Source organism: Pseudothermotoga sp. U03pept, from assembly GCF_051235805.1.
In the GTDB taxonomy this organism is placed as follows: Bacteria; Thermotogota; Thermotogae; order Thermotogales; family DSM-5069; genus Pseudothermotoga_B.
The window spans coordinates 544,458-561,216 of the sequence record NZ_JBPNXV010000001.1; the positions used below are offsets into that span (position 1 = coordinate 544,458).

Consider the following 16,759-nt stretch of genomic DNA (forward strand, 5'->3'; position numbering starts at 1 on the left):
TGCTGTTAACTTTGAGTGGCTTCACCTCTTCTGACAAACCTCATCGTGACAAAGGACAAGATCACGAAGATTATGGAGAAAACCATCAACGAGGAGTAGCCAAGTGTATCGATGAAAATCCCTGCCAACGGCGGGGCAAAGATGTTTGCTGCCATCGAGAAAAAGTAGTAAAGACCTGTATAACCGCCGACCTTCTCAGATTTCGTCATGTCAACAACCATCGGTAATGAATTCACGTTCACAAGAGCCCAACCTGTTCCGCTGATTGCAAAGAGTAAGAAGAACATCGGTAATAGGATAGATTTGCCATCGAGAAAGATTGACACTATTACAACCAAGAACAAACAGAGAACGAGCACCAAGAGGCCTATGCTTATTGTCTTCTTCCTTCCTATCTTTGATCCAATTATGCCAGCAGGTATCGAAAACAGCATAAAAGTCAGTGAAAAGACGCCCAACACCAGTGCACCAGTGCTCTCTGATATCGATAGGTGAAATTTCGCATAACTTGTGAAAAAGGTTTCCAGTGCGTTGAACCCTATGAACCAAAGTAGTATAGAAAGAAGCATGAAGAGAAGACTTTTTTCTTTCGAGAAGAGTACATCCCTTAAATTACTCATCAGTTCCTTGTTTCCTTTTTTAACCGTTTCAATCACCTTAGAACTGTCTTGAGGCTGTGTGTATTCTTCTGGTTCTTTGATGAACAGGCAGACCAAAAGGTTTGCAAAAAGCATCAGCGCCGCCCCGATGAAAAATGGATAAGCATTGTTTGCGTCGTACAACGGTTTGCCAGCAAAGTAGGCTAATAGAGCGCCAAAGCCACCCATGAAGTTGATGATGCCGTTTGCCTGACTTCTATACTTTGAAGGAGTTATATCTGGCATGAGGGCTATAACGGGAGAACGAAAGAGTGCCATAGAAAAGTTCATAACTATTATGACAACCATCATCATGAAGAGAGATTTTGCACTTCGCATCAGTGGTATCAACAAAAAGAAAAGAGCTCCGAGTGGTGCACCGACCAAGATGTATGGCTTTCTTCTACCAAACCTTGTCCTTGTTTGGTCACTCAGGGTGCCAATGTACGGAAGCATGACTATTGCAAAGATGTTGTCGATTGTCATCACTATTCCTATGAGAAATGAGGAAAGGGCAAAATCTTTCAGAAAGATTGGTACATAGGCATTGTAAAGAGGCCAGAGCACGCTGATGCCAAAGAAACCAAACCCAAGCAGAAAAACCTTTGAGTAGCTGAATTCTTTCACCATCCTCCCACCTTTCAAATCACCACTCTGTCCAAATCTTTTGGAATCAATATCTCTCCAAGATAATAGCGCTTGAGTTCTTCTGTAAGCCGAGATTCATTGCCATCTATCTCTGCTCCCAGATGTACCAAACACAGAGCCTTTGCATTCGAAAGTTGAGCGATCCTGGCAGCATCTTCAGCACACGTATGACCCTCAAGGCGTTTCGAGTACAAATAACTGCAACTCGATTCATGTATGAGCAGATTCACATCTTTGAATAAATCGATCAGTTCATCGCAAGGTTCTGTGTCGCTCGTATAGACAACTTTTGAGTCAAAAGATGAAAACTTCAGCCCTATGTTGGGAACGGAATGTTTCACTGGAAAAGCCTCGATAGAGATTTCGTTGTCGTTGAACAGCAACTGCTGTTGATAGTTCACTGCTATCAACTTTATTTCAAAGCCGTGCTCTTGGTGCAAAAGACCATACATGGCAAGAGAGCTCTCCGCCGTTTCAACAAAATCTCGCCCTATGTAAATCTTCAAAGGTTCCTTTCTTCCAGAGAGTCTGATCATTTCAATTAGAGAGGGCAAACCATAGATGTGATCGACATGCCCGTGGGTGATGATGATGGCTTTCAATCTTAAAGGGTTGTAACCTGCCTTTTTCATCTTTCCAAAGACATTACCAGGACAATCGATCAAGATGTCGTTGATAAGAAGTGATGTGTTGTCTCTACTGGGTGTCGAAACCGCTGCAGCTGTGCCCAAAAAGAGTATTCTCACTCCATCTCCTCCAAAAAATGTCAGTCTGTCTCTTCTGTGATAATATTAACACTAAGAAAGCTTAGATCAAAGAAATGGGGGTGAGGTTGTGTTGCTCGGTTTTAACGGAGCTACCTCTATGAAATGCGATCTGCTCAGTGATATTTCTGCCGCGAGCGAGGCGGGCTTTGATGTACTTGAGATCTGGAAGACCAAATTGTTTGACGCGATCAAAACACACACGACAACACAAATAGTGGGGGAGTTTGTGAAACACGGCATCGAAGCTTACACGATCAATTCACTTGAACAGGCAACTTTCAGTAAAGATTTCAAAGAAAAGGTTGAAGAGTGCGAGATGTTGTGTGCTCTCACTCAAGAGATGCGAGCGAAGGTACTGATAGTCGTTCCTGGGTTCTTAGATGAGAAGCTTCCAGAAAGAGAAATAAAGAAGGAAACAATCGGTGTTCTGAGAGAGTTCTCAAAGCTCGCAGATCACTACGAGGTGAAACTTGGTTTTGAATTTCTTGGTTTTAGCAATTGCTCTGTGAACAACCTCAATCTCGCAAGACAGATAGTGCAAGAGGTTAACCACAGGAATATAGGACTTGTGATCGACACTTGTCATTTGTTTGCCGGTGGATCTACCGTTGCCGATGTAGAAAAGACAGATCCTGAGAGTATATTCATCGTTCACGTGAATGATTTACCAAAGATCGAAAACAGAGAAATCAAAGATTCAGACCGAGTCATGCCAACAGACGGAGTCTTACCTCTGAAGGATTTTATGCAGGCTCTCAGGAAGATCGGCTACAGTGGAGTGATCTCTGTAGAGCTATTCAACGAAGAATATTGGAAATTGAACGCCCGACAGATAGCCCAGATCGCCTACGAGAAGCTTTCGAAGTTAATGTGACAATCGAGAGGAAAAAATGCCGGAGCGTTGGCTCCGGCTAATGGGTGGGTCTATCTCATCCGCCTACGTGTCTTGCGCCCTCCAGAATCGCCTTGATGTTCAAATCAATAATCTCAGAGTTCTTCGAAGAGAGTTTGTATTTCATTGCTTCAATGAGAGAATCAATGTCAACACATTTTGTAGCGGCAACAAAACTTCCAAGCATCACCATGTTTGCAACTTTCACATTGCTCAACTTTTCTGCGATGTCATTCGCCGGTATCTCGAATATCTTTATGTCGGCTCTCTTAGGTTTTATGTCCACAACCGAACTGTTGATGAACAGATAGCCTTTTTCTTTGACCTTCTGTTCGAATTTCAAAAGCGAAGGTATGTTCATGGCAACGACTTCGGTTGGTGTCTCGACGACTGGTGAAGCCACTGGTTCATCGCTCACCACTACTGTGCAGTTAGCTGTACCTCCACGCATCTCAGGACCATAAGAAGGAAACCATGTCACAAATTTGTTCTCAAGCATACCTGCTTGTGCGAGAACTTGACCCATCAACATGACGCCTTGGCCGCCAAATCCAGAAAAGATTATACTGTGTGTCATTTCTCTTCACCCACTTTGTCAACGAAAACACCTAAGGGGTATTCTGCAGTCATGTTTTCCTCAAGCCATTTCATTGCTTCTATCGGAGGAACACCCCAATTCGTTGGGCAGGTTGACAGGACTTCGACAAGTCCATATCCAATGTCTTTTATTTGTGCTAAGAATGCCTTCTTAATGTACTTCTTGGTTGTCAGCACATCCTTAGGTGTTGTGACTTTCGTCCTTGCCAAGAAAGCCACACCTTTGAGTTCTTTGAGCACTTCACAGATGTGTATGGGGTAACCTTCTCTTTCTGGAGTTCTGCCGTATGGAGAGGTTGTTGTCTTCATGCCGAGCAACGTAGTTGGTGCCATCTGTCCACCTGTCATTCCATAGATGGCGTTGTTTATGAAGATCGTTGTGACTCTCTCTCCTCTGTTGGCAGTGTGAATTGTTTCCGCAGTTCCTATAGCTGCCAAATCTCCATCGCCTTGATATGTGAAAACCACCAGATCTGGTCTTGCACGTTTCATACCGGTGGCAACAGCCGTTGCCCTTCCATGTGGTGCGACGGTTCCATCCACGTTGAAGAACTCATAAGCGAAGACAGAACATCCCACTGGAGCAACTATCACTGTTTTTTCTCTTATTTTCAATTCATCTATTACTTCTGCGACTAATCTGTGCACTATTCCGTGATGACAACCAGGACAATATGTGAACGGTTTTTTACTCAGAGCCTCTGGCATTTTGTAGGCTGCTGTGTACTGCATTTTCAACGCCTCCCCACTAAGCTCTGAAGATGGGAGAATATCTCTTCTGGTGTTGGTACAACACCTGCCATTCTGCCGTAGAATTCGATCTTGGCTTTTCCACAGGCTGCGAGCTTGACATCCTCGAGCATCTGTCCAGAACTCATTTCCACAACAAGAATTAACGACGCTCTTTCAGAGAGATTTGACAAAGCTTCATATGGGTATGGATAGAGGGATATCGGTCTGAACAGTCCGGCTTTCAATCCGCTCTCTCGCGCCATCCTCACAACACTTTTCGCAATTCTTCCGACTGTACCATGTGCGACTATTAGAATCTCGGCATCTTCTGTGAGATATTCTTCGTAGCGTACTTCCTTTGCCTCGATTTCTCTGTATTTTTTCTGAAGTTCGAGATTCATCTTTTCTAAACCATAAGGGTCTATGTTAAAGGAGGTCACCTGTCTTGGTTCTCTATCTTTTGCACCTGTCAACGCCCAGCTGCTGTTGTCATAGGTTATCTCTCGCTCTTGCAAAGCTACAGGTTCCATCATCTGACCCAAAAGACCGTCTGCGAAGATCAGAACAGGATTTCTATATCTGTCGGCGAGATCGAAGGCGAGTATTGTGAGCTCAGCCGCTTCCTGCACAGTCGAAGGTGATAAGACTATCAAATGATAATCTCCGTGTCCTCCGCCTTTTGTAGCTTGAAAGTAATCTCCCTGTGAAGGTTGAATGTCGCCCAAACCAGGACCGCCACGAACGACATTCACAAAAACAGCCGGTAGCTGTGCGCATGCCATGTAAGATACTCCTTCTTGCATCAAACTGAAGCCAGGCGAAGAAGTAGATGTCATGACTCGCCTGCCAACACTCGATGCACCATACATCATGTTCACGGCTGCTACTTCGCTTTCTGCTTGCAGAAAACTGCCTTGCACTTGCGGCAACCTACGAGCCATATACTCAGTCAGCTCGCTCTGTGGTGTGATGGGATAACCAAAGTAATTTCTACAGCCAGCGATTATTGCCGCCTCTCCAATTGCTTCGACACCTTTCATCATCACTTTTTTCATCTCATATCACCTCACAGCTTGTACAAACCTGAAAACAGTTATACAGGTGTCGGGGCACATCATGTAGCAAAAGCCACAGCCATTGCATTTTTCATCGGGGTCATACTGCTCTGCCGGATGATATCCTTTGGTGTTGAATTTCTCTGAGAACCTTAGGATCTTCTGCGGACAGACGTTTATACACAGTCCGCAACCTTTACACCTTTCACTGTCTATCTCTACGTAGGCTCTTCTCATAAAAGTTCCTCCTTATTCTTGACAAAACGCTCTATTCGAAAGACTTCATACTTGCCTTCGTAAGGTATCGAGTTGGCAATTGCTGTAAAGAGGATTGGCTTTTTCAATATCTCTGCAGCTCTCTGAACGATCTTTTCTCCTTCCTCAACTATTTGGGAATCTGTTTTGCTACCAAGGTTTGTATTGTTGACAAGAAAGTCTATCTTGGTCTTGCTACGGTTTTCAAGGTTTCTCGCTAACTGAACAATCTCTTCACTCGTTTGACTGAATGGTCTTTTCGTGTTCACAACAAGATATACTTCAGTGTCTCTAAGATGCTCTTTAAGGTATCCCAGTACAACTATGCCTCGTTCATCGCCTCCAACATCTAAGACGACTCTGTATTCTGGGTTGTCAAGGTAACCAGCCACAGAGGCACTCAAAACCGGCAGATCGGCGTTCAATATCCTTTCAGGTGGAGTGATCAACACTATGTCATAATTTTCAAGGATCTTCCGAAAATCCCTTGATCTGAAGTACGGCGATACTATATCGACATCTGCTAAGGCAACTTTTGCAAAGTCCTTTCTCAGCTTTATGGCGTAATTGATAGCCAACTCTGTTTTTCCACTTCCATACAATCCTACAAAGACGTAATTCTTTGCCATCTTTCTGCCTCTTCGTGATAGATCTTTGGTTTCTCTTGCCCTCTTAGAACCCTCAATACACCGAGTGCAAGTGCTTTTTCTTCATCACCACCAGGGTACACCAAGACTGGTGCGATGAAAAAGATGTACTCTTTGAGCCACTTCACCATGTACTTCTCATCGTAAGCCAGTCCTCCTGTGAGAACTATGGCATCAACTTCACCCTTCATAGCGGCAGCCATCTTTCCGATCCACTTTGCGATTTGATAAGCCATTGCTCTGTAAACAAGCTCAGCCTGCCGGTCGTTCTGATCAATTCGTTTTTGAACCTCTAAGGCGCTGTTTGTTCCAAGATAGCCTACTAAACCGCCATTACCCTTTATCCTCTTGAGAATCCATTCCTTAGAATACTTACCAGAGAAACACAGATCTATGAGTTGTGTCAAGGGCAAGGTACCGCTTCTTTCGGGTGTGAAAGGTCCATCTCCATCCAGGGCGTTGTTGACATCGACAACCTTTCCCTTCACGTGAGCACCGATCGATATTCCTCCACCCATATGGACAACTATGAGATTGGCTTCTTCGTAGTTTTTTCCGATTTCTGAGGCAGCTCTCCTCGCCACTGCCTTTTGGTTGAGTGCGTGAAAGATCGATCTTCTCAGAAACTCTGGGTGACCTGAAATCCTTGCCAGATCAGTCATCTCATCGACAACAACAGGATCAACTATGTACGCTTTTGTTCCAGCATTCAAAGCAAGCTCATGGGCAAGTACTGCTCCCAAATTTGAGGCGTGTTCACCTTGTTTTGCATATCTAAGCTCTTCGATCATCGTTTCATCCACTTCATAGGTACCACCTGGTATCGGTCTTAGTAATCCACCTCTTCCAACTATGGCTGAGAAGTCTTCAATCTTATACCCACTTTCTTCTAAGAACTTGAGAATCGCCGATTTTCGGAATTCGTATTGATCAAAGATGTGTTCAAACGGGGCGAGTTCCTCGGTACTGTGGCGCAAGGTTTGTGAGAGGACCATTTTCTCATCCTCGAACACAGCTATTTTTGTCGATGTAGAACCTGGATTGATGACCAAGATCTTGTACAACTCTCTCATCCTCTCAAGCAAGAATTGCCGCAAGGGCTATCGAATACAATTTCGTTTCGTCTGAATCTGCCCTCGAAGTTAAGACTATCGGCAACTTGGCACCAAGGATCACAGAGGCAACCTTTGCATTCGCAAGAAAGACCATCGCTTTGTAGAAGACATTCCCCGCTTCTATGTCTGGCATTATGAGGACATCTGCATCACCGGCAATAGGACTCTCTATGTTCTTGTGTCTTGCTGCTTCAAGTGATATCGCGTTGTCGAGTGCAAATGGACCATCGATAATGCAGTTCTTTATTTGACCTCTGTCGTTCATCTTGCTCAAAACTGCGGCGTCGATCGTCGCAGGCATCTTGGCACTTGGAACCTCTACCGCACCTATGATAGCAACCTTGGGTTTTTCAACGGCAAGTTCTTTCATCACTCGCACAGTGGCATTTATCATGTCTATCTTTTGTTCGAAAGTTGGAGCGATTATCATGCCAGCATCACTGATTGCAAGCAGTTTGTGATAAGATGGTATATCAAAAACACTCACCATCGTGATCGTCGAACCAGTTCTCAGACCATACTCTTCTTGAAGAACTATCTTCATCAAATCCCCAGTTCTAACAGAACCTTTCATCAGTATACCGCCGTCTTTTGAAGCAATCTCGACAGCTTTCGCGGCAGCTTTTTCTTTCTCGGTATCGACTATTTGACAATCTGCTAAGTCGATCTTTGTCTGCTCGGAAATCCTTCTTATCTCTTTTTCTGGACCAACCAAAACAGGTGAGATGATTTCATATTTCATCGCCAAAGCCACGGCACTCAGAACAACATCGTCATCTGCCGCTGCAACGATCAATCTCTTTTTTGTGCCTTTTGCTCTCTCGATCAAAGAACTCAGTCTACTCACTATGCACCACCCCAGATTTTGAGATTTTCTTCTTTCCTCAAAACTCTGAGTGCACCCAGCGCAAGTGCCTCCATTTCGTGTTCACCAGCCATGACGAAAATTGGTGCAAACCTGTATATGTACGCTTTTATCCTGTCAACAAAATCTTTGCTGTGAGCCATTCCACCGGTGAGCACTATTGCGTCAACTGAACCACACAATATTGCACACATACCCCCAATTTCCTTTGCGATTTGGTAAGCCATTGCTTCTACTACCAAATTCGCCTTTTTGTCTGTTTTTGCCTTCATGAGAGCCTCTCTCAGATCATTGGTTCCAAGATAAGCAACCAGTCCACCTTTTCCTATGAATTTTTTCTTGAGCTCTTCTCTGGTGTATTTACCAGAAAAGCACATTCTTGCAACATCACCGACTGGCAACTCACCGGTTCTCTCGGGGCTGAAAGGTCCCTCATCGTTGGCGTTGTTGACATCTATGATCTTGCCCTTTCTTATTGCTGCCACCGAAATACCGCCACCCAGATGAACTGCAACCAAGTTGAGTTCTTCATAATTCTTGTTGAGTTCATGTGAAACTTTCCTGCAGACTGCTCTTATGTTCAATGCATGTAGCAGACTTTTTCTCTCTATCTCTGGTATTCCAGAGAATCGAGCCTCTGGTATCATTTCATCCACTGAAACGGGATCTGTTATGTAGACAGGAATCGTTCCATTGGCAAGCTCATATCCGATAATCGCCGCGAGGTTTGAAACGTGCTTGACTGGCGAGAGATATTTCAGGTAATGGACCATCCTTTCATCGACAAGGTATGTTCCACTCTCGAGTGGCGGGAGTATGCCTCCGCGAGCGGCTATTGCGTGAAAATCTGTGATCTTGTAGCCGCTCTTCTCGATTGCTTCGATTATGTTTCCCTTTCTGAAACTCAGTTGATCCATTAACTGTGGGTATTTCTCCAAATCTGAAATTTTATGTTCAACTTTTTCTGAGAATACACATCTTTCGTCTTCGTACACGGCTATTTTCGTTGAAGTTGATCCAGGATTTATCACCAAGATCCTGTGCACAACATTACAACCCCTTTGAAGCTCTGTATTTCTCAAAGGCGTCTCTCAGTCTTTCGACACCTTCGTAGATCTTTTCTATTGGTGGAAGACAAAAAGACATTCTCATTGAGGAGGAAGGTTGATCGTTTGGTCTGAAGGCTTCGCCTGGTATATAGAAGACCTTGTTTTTCTCGGCAAATTCGAACATTTCCATCGTGTTATAAAGCTCTGGCAGTGTAAACCAAATGAACAGTCCTCCATCAGGGTTTGTCCATTTAGCGCCTTTGATATCACCAAAGTTCTTTTCTAATGCCTTGATCATTGCCTCTTTCTTCTGTCTGTACAGCTCGATAGAGGGCTTTATCTGTTGCAATACATCGTACCTTTCAAGGTATCTCGCAGCCAATCTCATGGTCAGAGATGGGCTACAAAGATCTGTTCCTTGCTTCGCAAGTACCAACTTTCGAATTATCGGTTTGTCTGCGACTACAATTCCAATCCTCAATCCTGGACACAAGATTTTGCTAAAGGTGTTCAAAAGTATTACCCTCTCAATACCTCCAAGTTTCATTATCGATGGCAGATGTTCGCCTTCGAATCTCAAAACACCGTATGGGTCATCTTCAACGATCATAAGGTCATACCTTTGGGCGATTTCAAGGAGAGCTTTTCTTTTTTCAACACTGGTTGTGATTCCTGAAGGATTTTGGAAATTGGAAACGATGTATATGAACTTCAGATTTCTTATCTGACCTGACTCTTCGAGCTCTTCGATTCTCTGCTGAACCATTTGCATATCTGGTCCATCTTCTTCGAAGTTAACGACGACAAACTGTGGTTCTCTCATTCGATATGCACTCAAAGCTCCAAGATACTCTGGATCGCCAACCATTACATAGTCACCTGGATCGATCAAAACCTTTCCGACCAACTCAAGCGCCTGTTGTGACCCCACCGTTATCAAGATATTTTCAGCAGACAAACCGTGCAGTCCATAGATCTTCTCGAGCAAAAGGAGTATCTGTTTTACCAACTCTGGGTCACCTTCTGTAACTGAGTACTGAAGTGTATATTTGTATTCCTTTTCGACAATCTCTGCCGCAATCTGCGATAGTTCTTGCCTTGGGAAGGTATCTGGATCTGGGGTACCACCACCAAAGGAAATCGCACCGGGTACATTTGCGTACTTGAGAAGCTCTCTGATCATAGATGATTTCAATCTTCCAGCCAGCTTTGAAAAATGATACTGCTTCCCGTTCACGAGATCACCCCATTCCTTCTATATCAAAATCGTGCCAAGACAATTCGAAACACAAAAACTTCTCAAATAAAGGCATTTCACCTTTTGCAAATAATTGCATATTGCAAAGAGTTGCGTGCAATATTTTGCTCAACACAACCCTTCTGCTGATGATATCGAACATGCTACACTAAGGTTGAAAAGTACACTAAGGAGGTGTTCACATGTTGTTGAAGAAGAATTACATTATGGCTCCTGGACCAACACCTGTACCGATCGATATTCTGCTCGCTGGCGCAAAAGAGACGATTCATCATCGAACACCGCAGTTTCTGGACATTATAGAAAAGACTCTCGACGAGACAAGATATTTCTTTCAAACTTCGAACAGAGTATATGTTTTCGTCTCATCGGGTACAGGTGCCATGGAGGCTGCCGTTACAAACCTTGTGAACCCAGGCGAAAAGGCAATAGTTGTTGTCTCAGGTAAATTTGGTGAGAGATGGAAAGAGATCTGTCAAGCTTTCGGCATTGATGTGATCGAGATTGCCTTAGAATGGGGCGAAGCCGTTACTCCAGAGCAAATAGAAAACGCCATGAAGATGCACCCAGATGCGAAGGTGATCTTTACAACCCACAGTGAAACATCGACAGGAACGGTTATCGATCTGAAGGCAATAGCAGAACTAACGAGAAACACCGACCGCATTCTTGTAACCGACGAAGTGAGTGGTTTACTCGCTGAACCGCTGAAGATGGACGAATGGGGTGTCGATGTAGTCGTAAGTGGTTCACAAAAGGGTATTATGATGCCACCAGGGCTGGGTTTCATAACCCTCAGCAAGAAAGCCTGGGAATTGGTCGAGAAAAACAGATGTCCAAAATACTACTACGATCTGAGGTATTACGATGAGAATTACCCAGACAACCCTTGGACACCCGCAGTGAATATGATATACATGCTCAATCAGAGCGTGAAGATGCTCAAAGAAGAAGGCATAGAAAACGTCTGGAACAGGCACAGAGTTCTTGGAGAAGCTACAAGAAGCGCAGTGAAGGCGCTTGGACTTGAGCTGTTCTCGAAAAGACCCGGAAATGTCTGCACCGCCGTGAAAGTACCAGACGGGATAGATGGAAAGAAGATCACAAAGATTATGCGCGACAAATACGGTATAACGATTGCGGGTGGTCAGGGGCATATTTCAAACAAGATTTTCAGAATAGCACATCTTGGATATGTCTCTTTGTTCGACACAATAGCGGCAATTTCTGGCTTGGAATTCACTCTACACGAGCTCGGTTATCCTGTAAAGTTTGGCGAGGGTGTGAGAGCCGCAATGGAAACCTTCAATCGTGAGGGGGTTGCCGGATGATAAGAGTTCATGTGAATGATCCATTGGATCAAGAGGCTTTTAATCTTTTAAAGTCGAAAAGTCAGCTTGACCTTTCCAGCGAGCATCTTGAGAAGGACAAACTGACGACCTTAATGCCGCAGATAGAAGTTCTCATAGTCAGGAGTGCAACGAAGGTCACAAGGGAGTTGATCGAAGAAGGGAAAAAGCTAAAGATCATAGGACGTGCCGGTGTTGGTCTTGACAACATCGACGTTGCGGCAGCAAAGGAGAAAGGCATAAAGGTTCTCAACACACCTGGCGCGAGTGCAATCTCTGTTGCCGAGCTCACATTTGGTCTTATGCTAAGTGCAGCAAGGCACATCGCAAGAGGCACGATCGATTTGAAAAATGGCTTGTGGTCCAAGAAAGAGCTCGAGGGCTTTGAACTGTTCGGAAAAACACTTGGCGTAATAGGTCTTGGTATGATAGGCAAAGAGGTGGCAAAAAGAGCCATAGCCTTTGGTATGACTGTGGTAGCCTATGATCCATTGGTCTCAAGTTTTGAAGGTGTGAAGATGGTGAATCTTGATGAGCTGTACACTGTTTCTGATTTCATAACCCTGCATGTGCCGTTGACGGAAAATACCAAACACATGATAAATACACAAAGCATCGCAAAGATGAAAAATGGTGTGATCATAGTAAATGCATCCCGTGGTGGAGTTATAGACGAAGAGGCTCTCTACAACGCGCTTGTGAACAAGAAAGTGGCAGCGGCAGCCTTGGATGTCTTTGAAGTTGAACCACCTTTTGATGATCTACGGAAAAAACTTCTACAACTACCCAATGTGGTTGCTACACCCCATATAGGTGCTTCAACTTTCGAAGCACAACAGAAAGTTGGCAGAGAGCTCGTTGAAAGAATCTTCAAAGAGCTTGGAATCTAAAAAGGCGGCTGAAAGCCGCCTTCTTTTAGATTACCACGATACGCTGTCCCTTAGTTACTGCCTGGTTCAAACCATCTTCGAGTCTCAAGATCAAGTCGGAAGAATCGATTATCTGTGGCGTGATCTGACAGACTGCAGAGATGACTTCAGGAGAGCTTGTGAGTTTTGGTATCTTAACTCTATTCATATGCCTGTGCAGTCTGCTCACAAAAACTCTTGCTCCTTCTGCCGAAGTATAAGGTAGGACAGCTATCAAAGTAACCTTGTCATAGAGAAGAACTTTGTCGGAAGTTCTTGTCAGCCTTGCAGAGCTGTTATAAAGGGCTCTGATGACATACTCATTCTCCTGATAAACTCTCACCATGGCGACAGAGAGTGGTATGTTGTATCTTTGAGATCTGTATATCTCCTCATCGAGAAAGGTTTCCACGTTACAATGCGTGAGTGCATAGCAGTGAAGAAGTCTGAACTTCATCAGATAATAATCGAGTGACTGTCCTGGAAGCAAGACATCGATGACTTGGCTCAGATCCTGTGGTATATCATCACTCACGAGTACAGAATCGAGTAAAGGATGTACCCTGTCACCTACAAAAAGATCTGCGTCCTTTTCATCTGCAACGGCTAACCCACAGCACATGCCAACAGCTTGTAAGACCCTCTCCTTGGTTTGCCCATCGGAAAGATCAACATACACTCGCATACTTCACGCCCACCATTCTGAGAAAGTATTGGTGAATCCTCAGATCTTCTCCAAGCTCTGGATGGAACGAACCTGCGAGTAGGTTATCCTGCTGCACGAGAACAGGTGATCCATCGTAGGTCGCAAGTATCTGCACATCTTTCCCACACTCAACGATCTTGGGAGCTCGGATGAAGATCGCCTTGAAGGTTCCACCGATTGCCGGGATGTCCAAAGCTGCTTCGAAACTTTCGACCTGTCTTCCATAAGCATTTCTTTCTACTGTGATGTCCATCAAACTGAAAGAGTACTGGGTTGGATAGTTTGCTATCTTCTTCGCCAACAAGATCATCCCTGCACATGTGCCATAAACAGGCATACCCTCTGAAACTCTCTTCTTCAATTCGTCGGCAATGCCGGTCATTCGCGCAAGTCTTCCGATCGTTGTAGATTCCCCACCAGGTATTATCAAACCTTTGACTTTTCTGAGATCTTCTACGGTCTTGACCACAATCGCTTCAACCTGAAGTTTCTGCAAAGCCCAGAGGTGCTCTCTGAAATCTCCCTGCAATCCTAAGACTCCGACGATCAATTTTACCATCCTCTCTCTTGCATTCGAACTTCCAGTTCTTCGACCTCAAGGCCGGGCATGGGCTCGCCTATGTCTTCAGAAACCTTCAACAGCATCTCTGGATCATTCCAGTATGTCACTGCCATCACTATTGCTCGAGCCATCTTGGCTGGATCTTTGGATTTGAATATTCCAGATCCAACGAAGACACCGTCTGCACCGAGCGTCATCATCAATGCTGCGTCTGCCGGTGTGGCAACTCCACCCGCTGCGAAGTTCACAACAGGCAACCTGCCAAGTCTCTTGACTTCTCTGACTAATTCTACAGGTGCGCCTATTTCTTTTGCATACGCGACCAACTCGTCATCGAGCATTGTTGTGACCTTTCTTATATCGTCCATGACTCTTCTCATGTGCTTAACTGCTTCTACGACATTGCCCGTTCCGGCTTCACCTTTTGTTCTGATCATCGCCGCGCCTTCTGCGATTCTCCTCAGAGCCTCTCCAAGATCCCTTGCTCCACAGACGAATGGTACCTTGAATTCGTGTTTGTTGATATGGAATCTATCATCTGCTGGAGTGAGTACCTCAGACTCGTCTATGAAATCAACACCAAGCGCTTCAAGGATTCTTGCCTCTGTGATATGTCCAATTCTGACCTTTGCCATCACAGGTATTGAGACCGCTTGCATTATTTCTTTTATCTTTGAAATACTCGCCATGCGTGCTACTCCACCGGCTTTTCTTATGTCTGCCGGGACACGCTCGAGTGCCATGACAGCAACGGCACCGGCTTCTTCCGCGATCTTTGCCTGCTCTGCTGTTGTTACATCCATTATCACGCCACCTTTGAACATGTCCGCAAAACCTGTTTTGACTGACCACGTACCTTTTTCTATCATCTTTCACACCTCCTCCCAATATCTCTTTGGAACTACTTCAAGCCTTGAAAGATCTCTCTTTGACCTGCCGACTTTCGCACACGGTTTGCCGTTAACCTCCACTATGTCGGCAGTTATGTCCACTTTATGTCTCAACAACTTTGAACCAACTGCATAAACGTCAACCGGTACCTGCAATTTCTCAAACAAAACAATTCTGTCGGCATCAAATCCACCAGAGACGACAATCTTGAGATTTTTCAACCCCACTTTGTCAAACTCCTGACGTGCTCTCCAGACTAATTCTGGACACACACCTAAGGATGACTCATCTCTTGGAACCACAGAAACGTCCCTGAGGCTTCCAGAAGTATCGAAACGAACACCCCAGATCTTTCCCTTGCCCTCTCCTATTATGGGTGATGGATCTGTTACACCCAATGTGAACGGTTTTTTCATTTGTTGTTCGTAGAAAGCCTTGACTACCTTGAATGTAGTTCCAATCACATCGTTGTCCCAGTCGACCAAGATTATGCGATTCACATTTCCCGGCATATGTCTGTCAAAAGCAAGTGCGGCATTCTCCGTACTCCCCTCATAAGCTGCTATCAGCGCGTGCGGCATCGTTCCCATCGATTCTGCTCCCCAGTAATCGGCGTTGGCATCTGTGGAAACACCGAATGCACCAGCTCGTAGAGCAGCGTAGCCATCAGTGGTTTGCACCCAGTAGTGATCGAATCTGGCGCTGAAATACAAAACAGGTTTACCATTTGCTGCTTGAACAACATTCTTTACAGCTGTCGCAGTACTTGTCGCACGTGCTATGACTCCTAAGAGGATTGTTTCAAGATAACCAAAGTATGTTGGGTCACCCTCTATTGTCATTATAGGCTCCCATTCTTCTGCTTCTTCACCGTCATAGAGGGCCTTTATCTGTATGTCTTCCCATTTGTCAACCCACAAGTCGTTCAACTTCATCCTCAAGTCCCATTTTTTTCTGGTGTACTCCAAAACGAGATCTGTTTTCATATCGACCGATGCTGCTTGTATTGCCTTGTCTAACATCAAAGTTTCTCTGAAAATCTCTTTCGCCTTCTCTTCATCTCTATAATAACCGCTCGCAAACTTCAATATCGCGAGCGCTTCATCTATTCCAACAACAACACAGTCTTTTCTTGGAAAGAATTGGTACAAGACATGTGGATGTTTTCCATCTTTCTTGAGTACTTCGACATATCTTGTGAAATAAATGTCAGAGTAGTAATTGTTTCTAATTCGATCTATCGGAACTTTGAAGACTTTCGGGTCAAGTCTTTTTTTTCGCATTACACCACCTCAACATTGAGGACCTCTTTCATCATTCTGATGGCACATCTGTGTAGTTCGTCGTCATAAGAGGCGACAGCCTTTTGATGCAATTTCACTGGTATTTGCCTGTTTCTCAGCTCTTCTGCTGTGAATAGAACGCATATATGTGTGACAACTCCACATAGATCTACTTCGTCTATAGGGTGTTCTTTGAGTATCTCATCAAAGTTCGTACCATAAAAAGCACTATATCGAGTCTTGTGAATCTTTATGTGTTTCTCGTAGTACTTGAGTTCGTTCATCAACGGCTCGACGATTTTTGCTCCTTCAGTGTTTTTCACACAGTGCCTCTGCCATATCTTGAACTCTGCATCGTCAGGTTCATGCCAATCTTGTGTTGTTATGATCAGTTCAGAACGCTTTTTCGCCTCTTTTACCAATTCAACCACGGGCGCAATTACTTCCTCTGCGCCCGTGAAATAAAGAGCACCACCTGGTTTAACAAAGTCGTTTTGCATGTCTATTACTACAAGCGCACGCATCTTTTTGACCCCAGCTTA

The 16,759-nt window shown here is 44.5% G+C and carries 19 protein-coding genes; 3 read left to right on the forward strand and 16 right to left on the reverse strand.

Going from position 1 to position 16,759, the window contains the following annotated elements; translation table 11 throughout:
- Positions 1-5 precede the first annotated feature (5 nt).
- Both ACSFC1_RS02705 and ACSFC1_RS02710 read right to left on the reverse strand, forming a co-directional pair.
- The gene (locus tag ACSFC1_RS02705) at positions 6-1,265 is read right to left on the reverse strand and encodes an SLC45 family MFS transporter (RefSeq protein WP_435564590.1); all 1,260 of its coding nucleotides are present in this window, start codon (positions 1,263-1,265) and stop codon (positions 6-8) included.
- A gap of 14 nt (positions 1,266-1,279) precedes the next feature.
- Complete coding sequence (locus ACSFC1_RS02710; protein ID WP_435564591.1) at positions 1,280-2,032, reverse strand: MBL fold metallo-hydrolase; 753 nt, start codon at positions 2,030-2,032, stop codon at positions 1,280-1,282.
- An 88-nt stretch (positions 2,033-2,120) separates the two neighbouring features.
- On the opposite strand from ACSFC1_RS02710, the gene ACSFC1_RS02715 reads away from it, so the two are divergent.
- Positions 2,121-2,927, forward strand: a complete 807-nt coding sequence (locus tag ACSFC1_RS02715; RefSeq protein ID WP_435564592.1) for a sugar phosphate isomerase/epimerase family protein — start codon at positions 2,121-2,123, stop codon at positions 2,925-2,927.
- 55 nt (positions 2,928-2,982) lie between these two features.
- Here ACSFC1_RS02715 and ACSFC1_RS02720 read toward each other — a convergent pair whose 3' ends face one another.
- Genes ACSFC1_RS02720 through ACSFC1_RS02760 form a run of 9 tightly spaced genes read right to left on the reverse strand, consistent with a single transcriptional unit; the run spans position 2,983 to position 10,443 of the window.
- Positions 2,983-3,522 carry a 2-oxoacid:acceptor oxidoreductase family protein gene (locus tag ACSFC1_RS02720; protein ID WP_435564593.1) on the reverse strand — a complete coding sequence of 180 codons (540 nt, stop codon included), beginning with the start codon at positions 3,520-3,522 and terminating at the stop codon, positions 2,983-2,985.
- Positions 3,519-4,274 carry a thiamine pyrophosphate-dependent enzyme gene (locus ACSFC1_RS02725; RefSeq protein WP_435564594.1) on the reverse strand — a complete coding sequence of 252 codons (756 nt, stop codon included), beginning with the start codon at positions 4,272-4,274 and terminating at the stop codon, positions 3,519-3,521. The genes ACSFC1_RS02720 and ACSFC1_RS02725 overlap by 4 nt, the downstream gene beginning before the upstream one ends.
- Before the next feature lie 2 nt (positions 4,275-4,276).
- A complete protein-coding gene (locus tag ACSFC1_RS02730) occupies positions 4,277-5,329 on the reverse strand; it encodes a 3-methyl-2-oxobutanoate dehydrogenase subunit VorB (RefSeq protein ID WP_435564595.1) in 1,053 nt (350 codons plus the stop codon).
- A 6-nt stretch (positions 5,330-5,335) separates the two neighbouring features.
- Positions 5,336-5,566 (reverse strand): 4Fe-4S dicluster domain-containing protein, encoded by a 231-nt coding sequence (locus ACSFC1_RS02735; protein ID WP_435564596.1) that lies wholly within the window; start codon positions 5,564-5,566, stop codon positions 5,336-5,338.
- Complete coding sequence (locus ACSFC1_RS02740) at positions 5,563-6,213, reverse strand: cobalamin biosynthesis protein CobQ (protein ID WP_435564597.1); 651 nt, start codon at positions 6,211-6,213, stop codon at positions 5,563-5,565. Before ACSFC1_RS02740 ends, ACSFC1_RS02735 begins: the two co-directional genes overlap by 4 nt.
- On the reverse strand, positions 6,189-7,295 hold the full coding sequence (buk, locus tag ACSFC1_RS02745) for a butyrate kinase (RefSeq protein ID WP_435564598.1): 1,107 nt from the start codon (positions 7,293-7,295) through the stop codon (positions 6,189-6,191). The genes ACSFC1_RS02740 and buk (ACSFC1_RS02745) overlap by 25 nt, the downstream gene beginning before the upstream one ends.
- Positions 7,296-7,308: 13 nt before the next feature.
- On the reverse strand, positions 7,309-8,193 hold the full coding sequence (locus tag ACSFC1_RS02750; protein ID WP_435564599.1) for a bifunctional enoyl-CoA hydratase/phosphate acetyltransferase: 885 nt from the start codon (positions 8,191-8,193) through the stop codon (positions 7,309-7,311).
- On the reverse strand, positions 8,193-9,257 hold the full coding sequence (gene buk / locus ACSFC1_RS02755; RefSeq protein ID WP_435564600.1) for a butyrate kinase: 1,065 nt from the start codon (positions 9,255-9,257) through the stop codon (positions 8,193-8,195). The genes ACSFC1_RS02750 and buk (ACSFC1_RS02755) overlap by 1 nt, the downstream gene beginning before the upstream one ends.
- A gap of 4 nt (positions 9,258-9,261) precedes the next feature.
- Positions 9,262-10,443, reverse strand: coding sequence for a PLP-dependent aminotransferase family protein (locus ACSFC1_RS02760; RefSeq protein WP_435565971.1), 1,182 nt, complete (start codon positions 10,441-10,443; stop codon positions 9,262-9,264).
- A 257-nt stretch (positions 10,444-10,700) separates the two neighbouring features.
- Here ACSFC1_RS02760 and ACSFC1_RS02765 point away from each other — a divergent pair, with 257 nt between their 5' ends.
- Positions 10,701-11,849, forward strand: a complete 1,149-nt coding sequence (locus tag ACSFC1_RS02765) for a pyridoxal-phosphate-dependent aminotransferase family protein (RefSeq protein WP_435564601.1) — start codon at positions 10,701-10,703, stop codon at positions 11,847-11,849.
- A complete protein-coding gene (locus ACSFC1_RS02770) occupies positions 11,846-12,757 on the forward strand; it encodes a D-2-hydroxyacid dehydrogenase (protein ID WP_435564602.1) in 912 nt (303 codons plus the stop codon). The genes ACSFC1_RS02765 and ACSFC1_RS02770 overlap by 4 nt, the downstream gene beginning before the upstream one ends.
- A 25-nt stretch (positions 12,758-12,782) precedes the next feature.
- Here the strand turns inward: ACSFC1_RS02770 and ACSFC1_RS02775 are convergent, their stop codons facing one another.
- From ACSFC1_RS02775 to ACSFC1_RS02795, 5 genes are read right to left on the reverse strand one after another with little or no spacing between them, the layout of a single operon-like run.
- The gene (locus ACSFC1_RS02775) at positions 12,783-13,460 is read right to left on the reverse strand and encodes a hypothetical protein (RefSeq protein ID WP_435564603.1); all 678 of its coding nucleotides are present in this window, start codon (positions 13,458-13,460) and stop codon (positions 12,783-12,785) included.
- The gene (gene pdxT / locus ACSFC1_RS02780) at positions 13,444-14,040 is read right to left on the reverse strand and encodes a pyridoxal 5'-phosphate synthase glutaminase subunit PdxT (protein WP_435564604.1); all 597 of its coding nucleotides are present in this window, start codon (positions 14,038-14,040) and stop codon (positions 13,444-13,446) included. The genes ACSFC1_RS02775 and pdxT overlap by 17 nt, the downstream gene beginning before the upstream one ends.
- Positions 14,034-14,912, reverse strand: coding sequence for a pyridoxal 5'-phosphate synthase lyase subunit PdxS (pdxS, locus tag ACSFC1_RS02785; RefSeq protein ID WP_435564605.1), 879 nt, complete (start codon positions 14,910-14,912; stop codon positions 14,034-14,036). Before pdxS ends, pdxT begins: the two co-directional genes overlap by 7 nt.
- Before the next feature lie 3 nt (positions 14,913-14,915).
- A complete protein-coding gene (locus ACSFC1_RS02790) occupies positions 14,916-16,217 on the reverse strand; it encodes a nicotinate phosphoribosyltransferase (protein ID WP_435564606.1) in 1,302 nt (433 codons plus the stop codon).
- A complete protein-coding gene (locus ACSFC1_RS02795) occupies positions 16,217-16,741 on the reverse strand; it encodes a cysteine hydrolase family protein (protein WP_435564607.1) in 525 nt (174 codons plus the stop codon). Before ACSFC1_RS02795 ends, ACSFC1_RS02790 begins: the two co-directional genes overlap by 1 nt.
- Between the last annotated feature and the right edge of the window lie 18 nt (positions 16,742-16,759).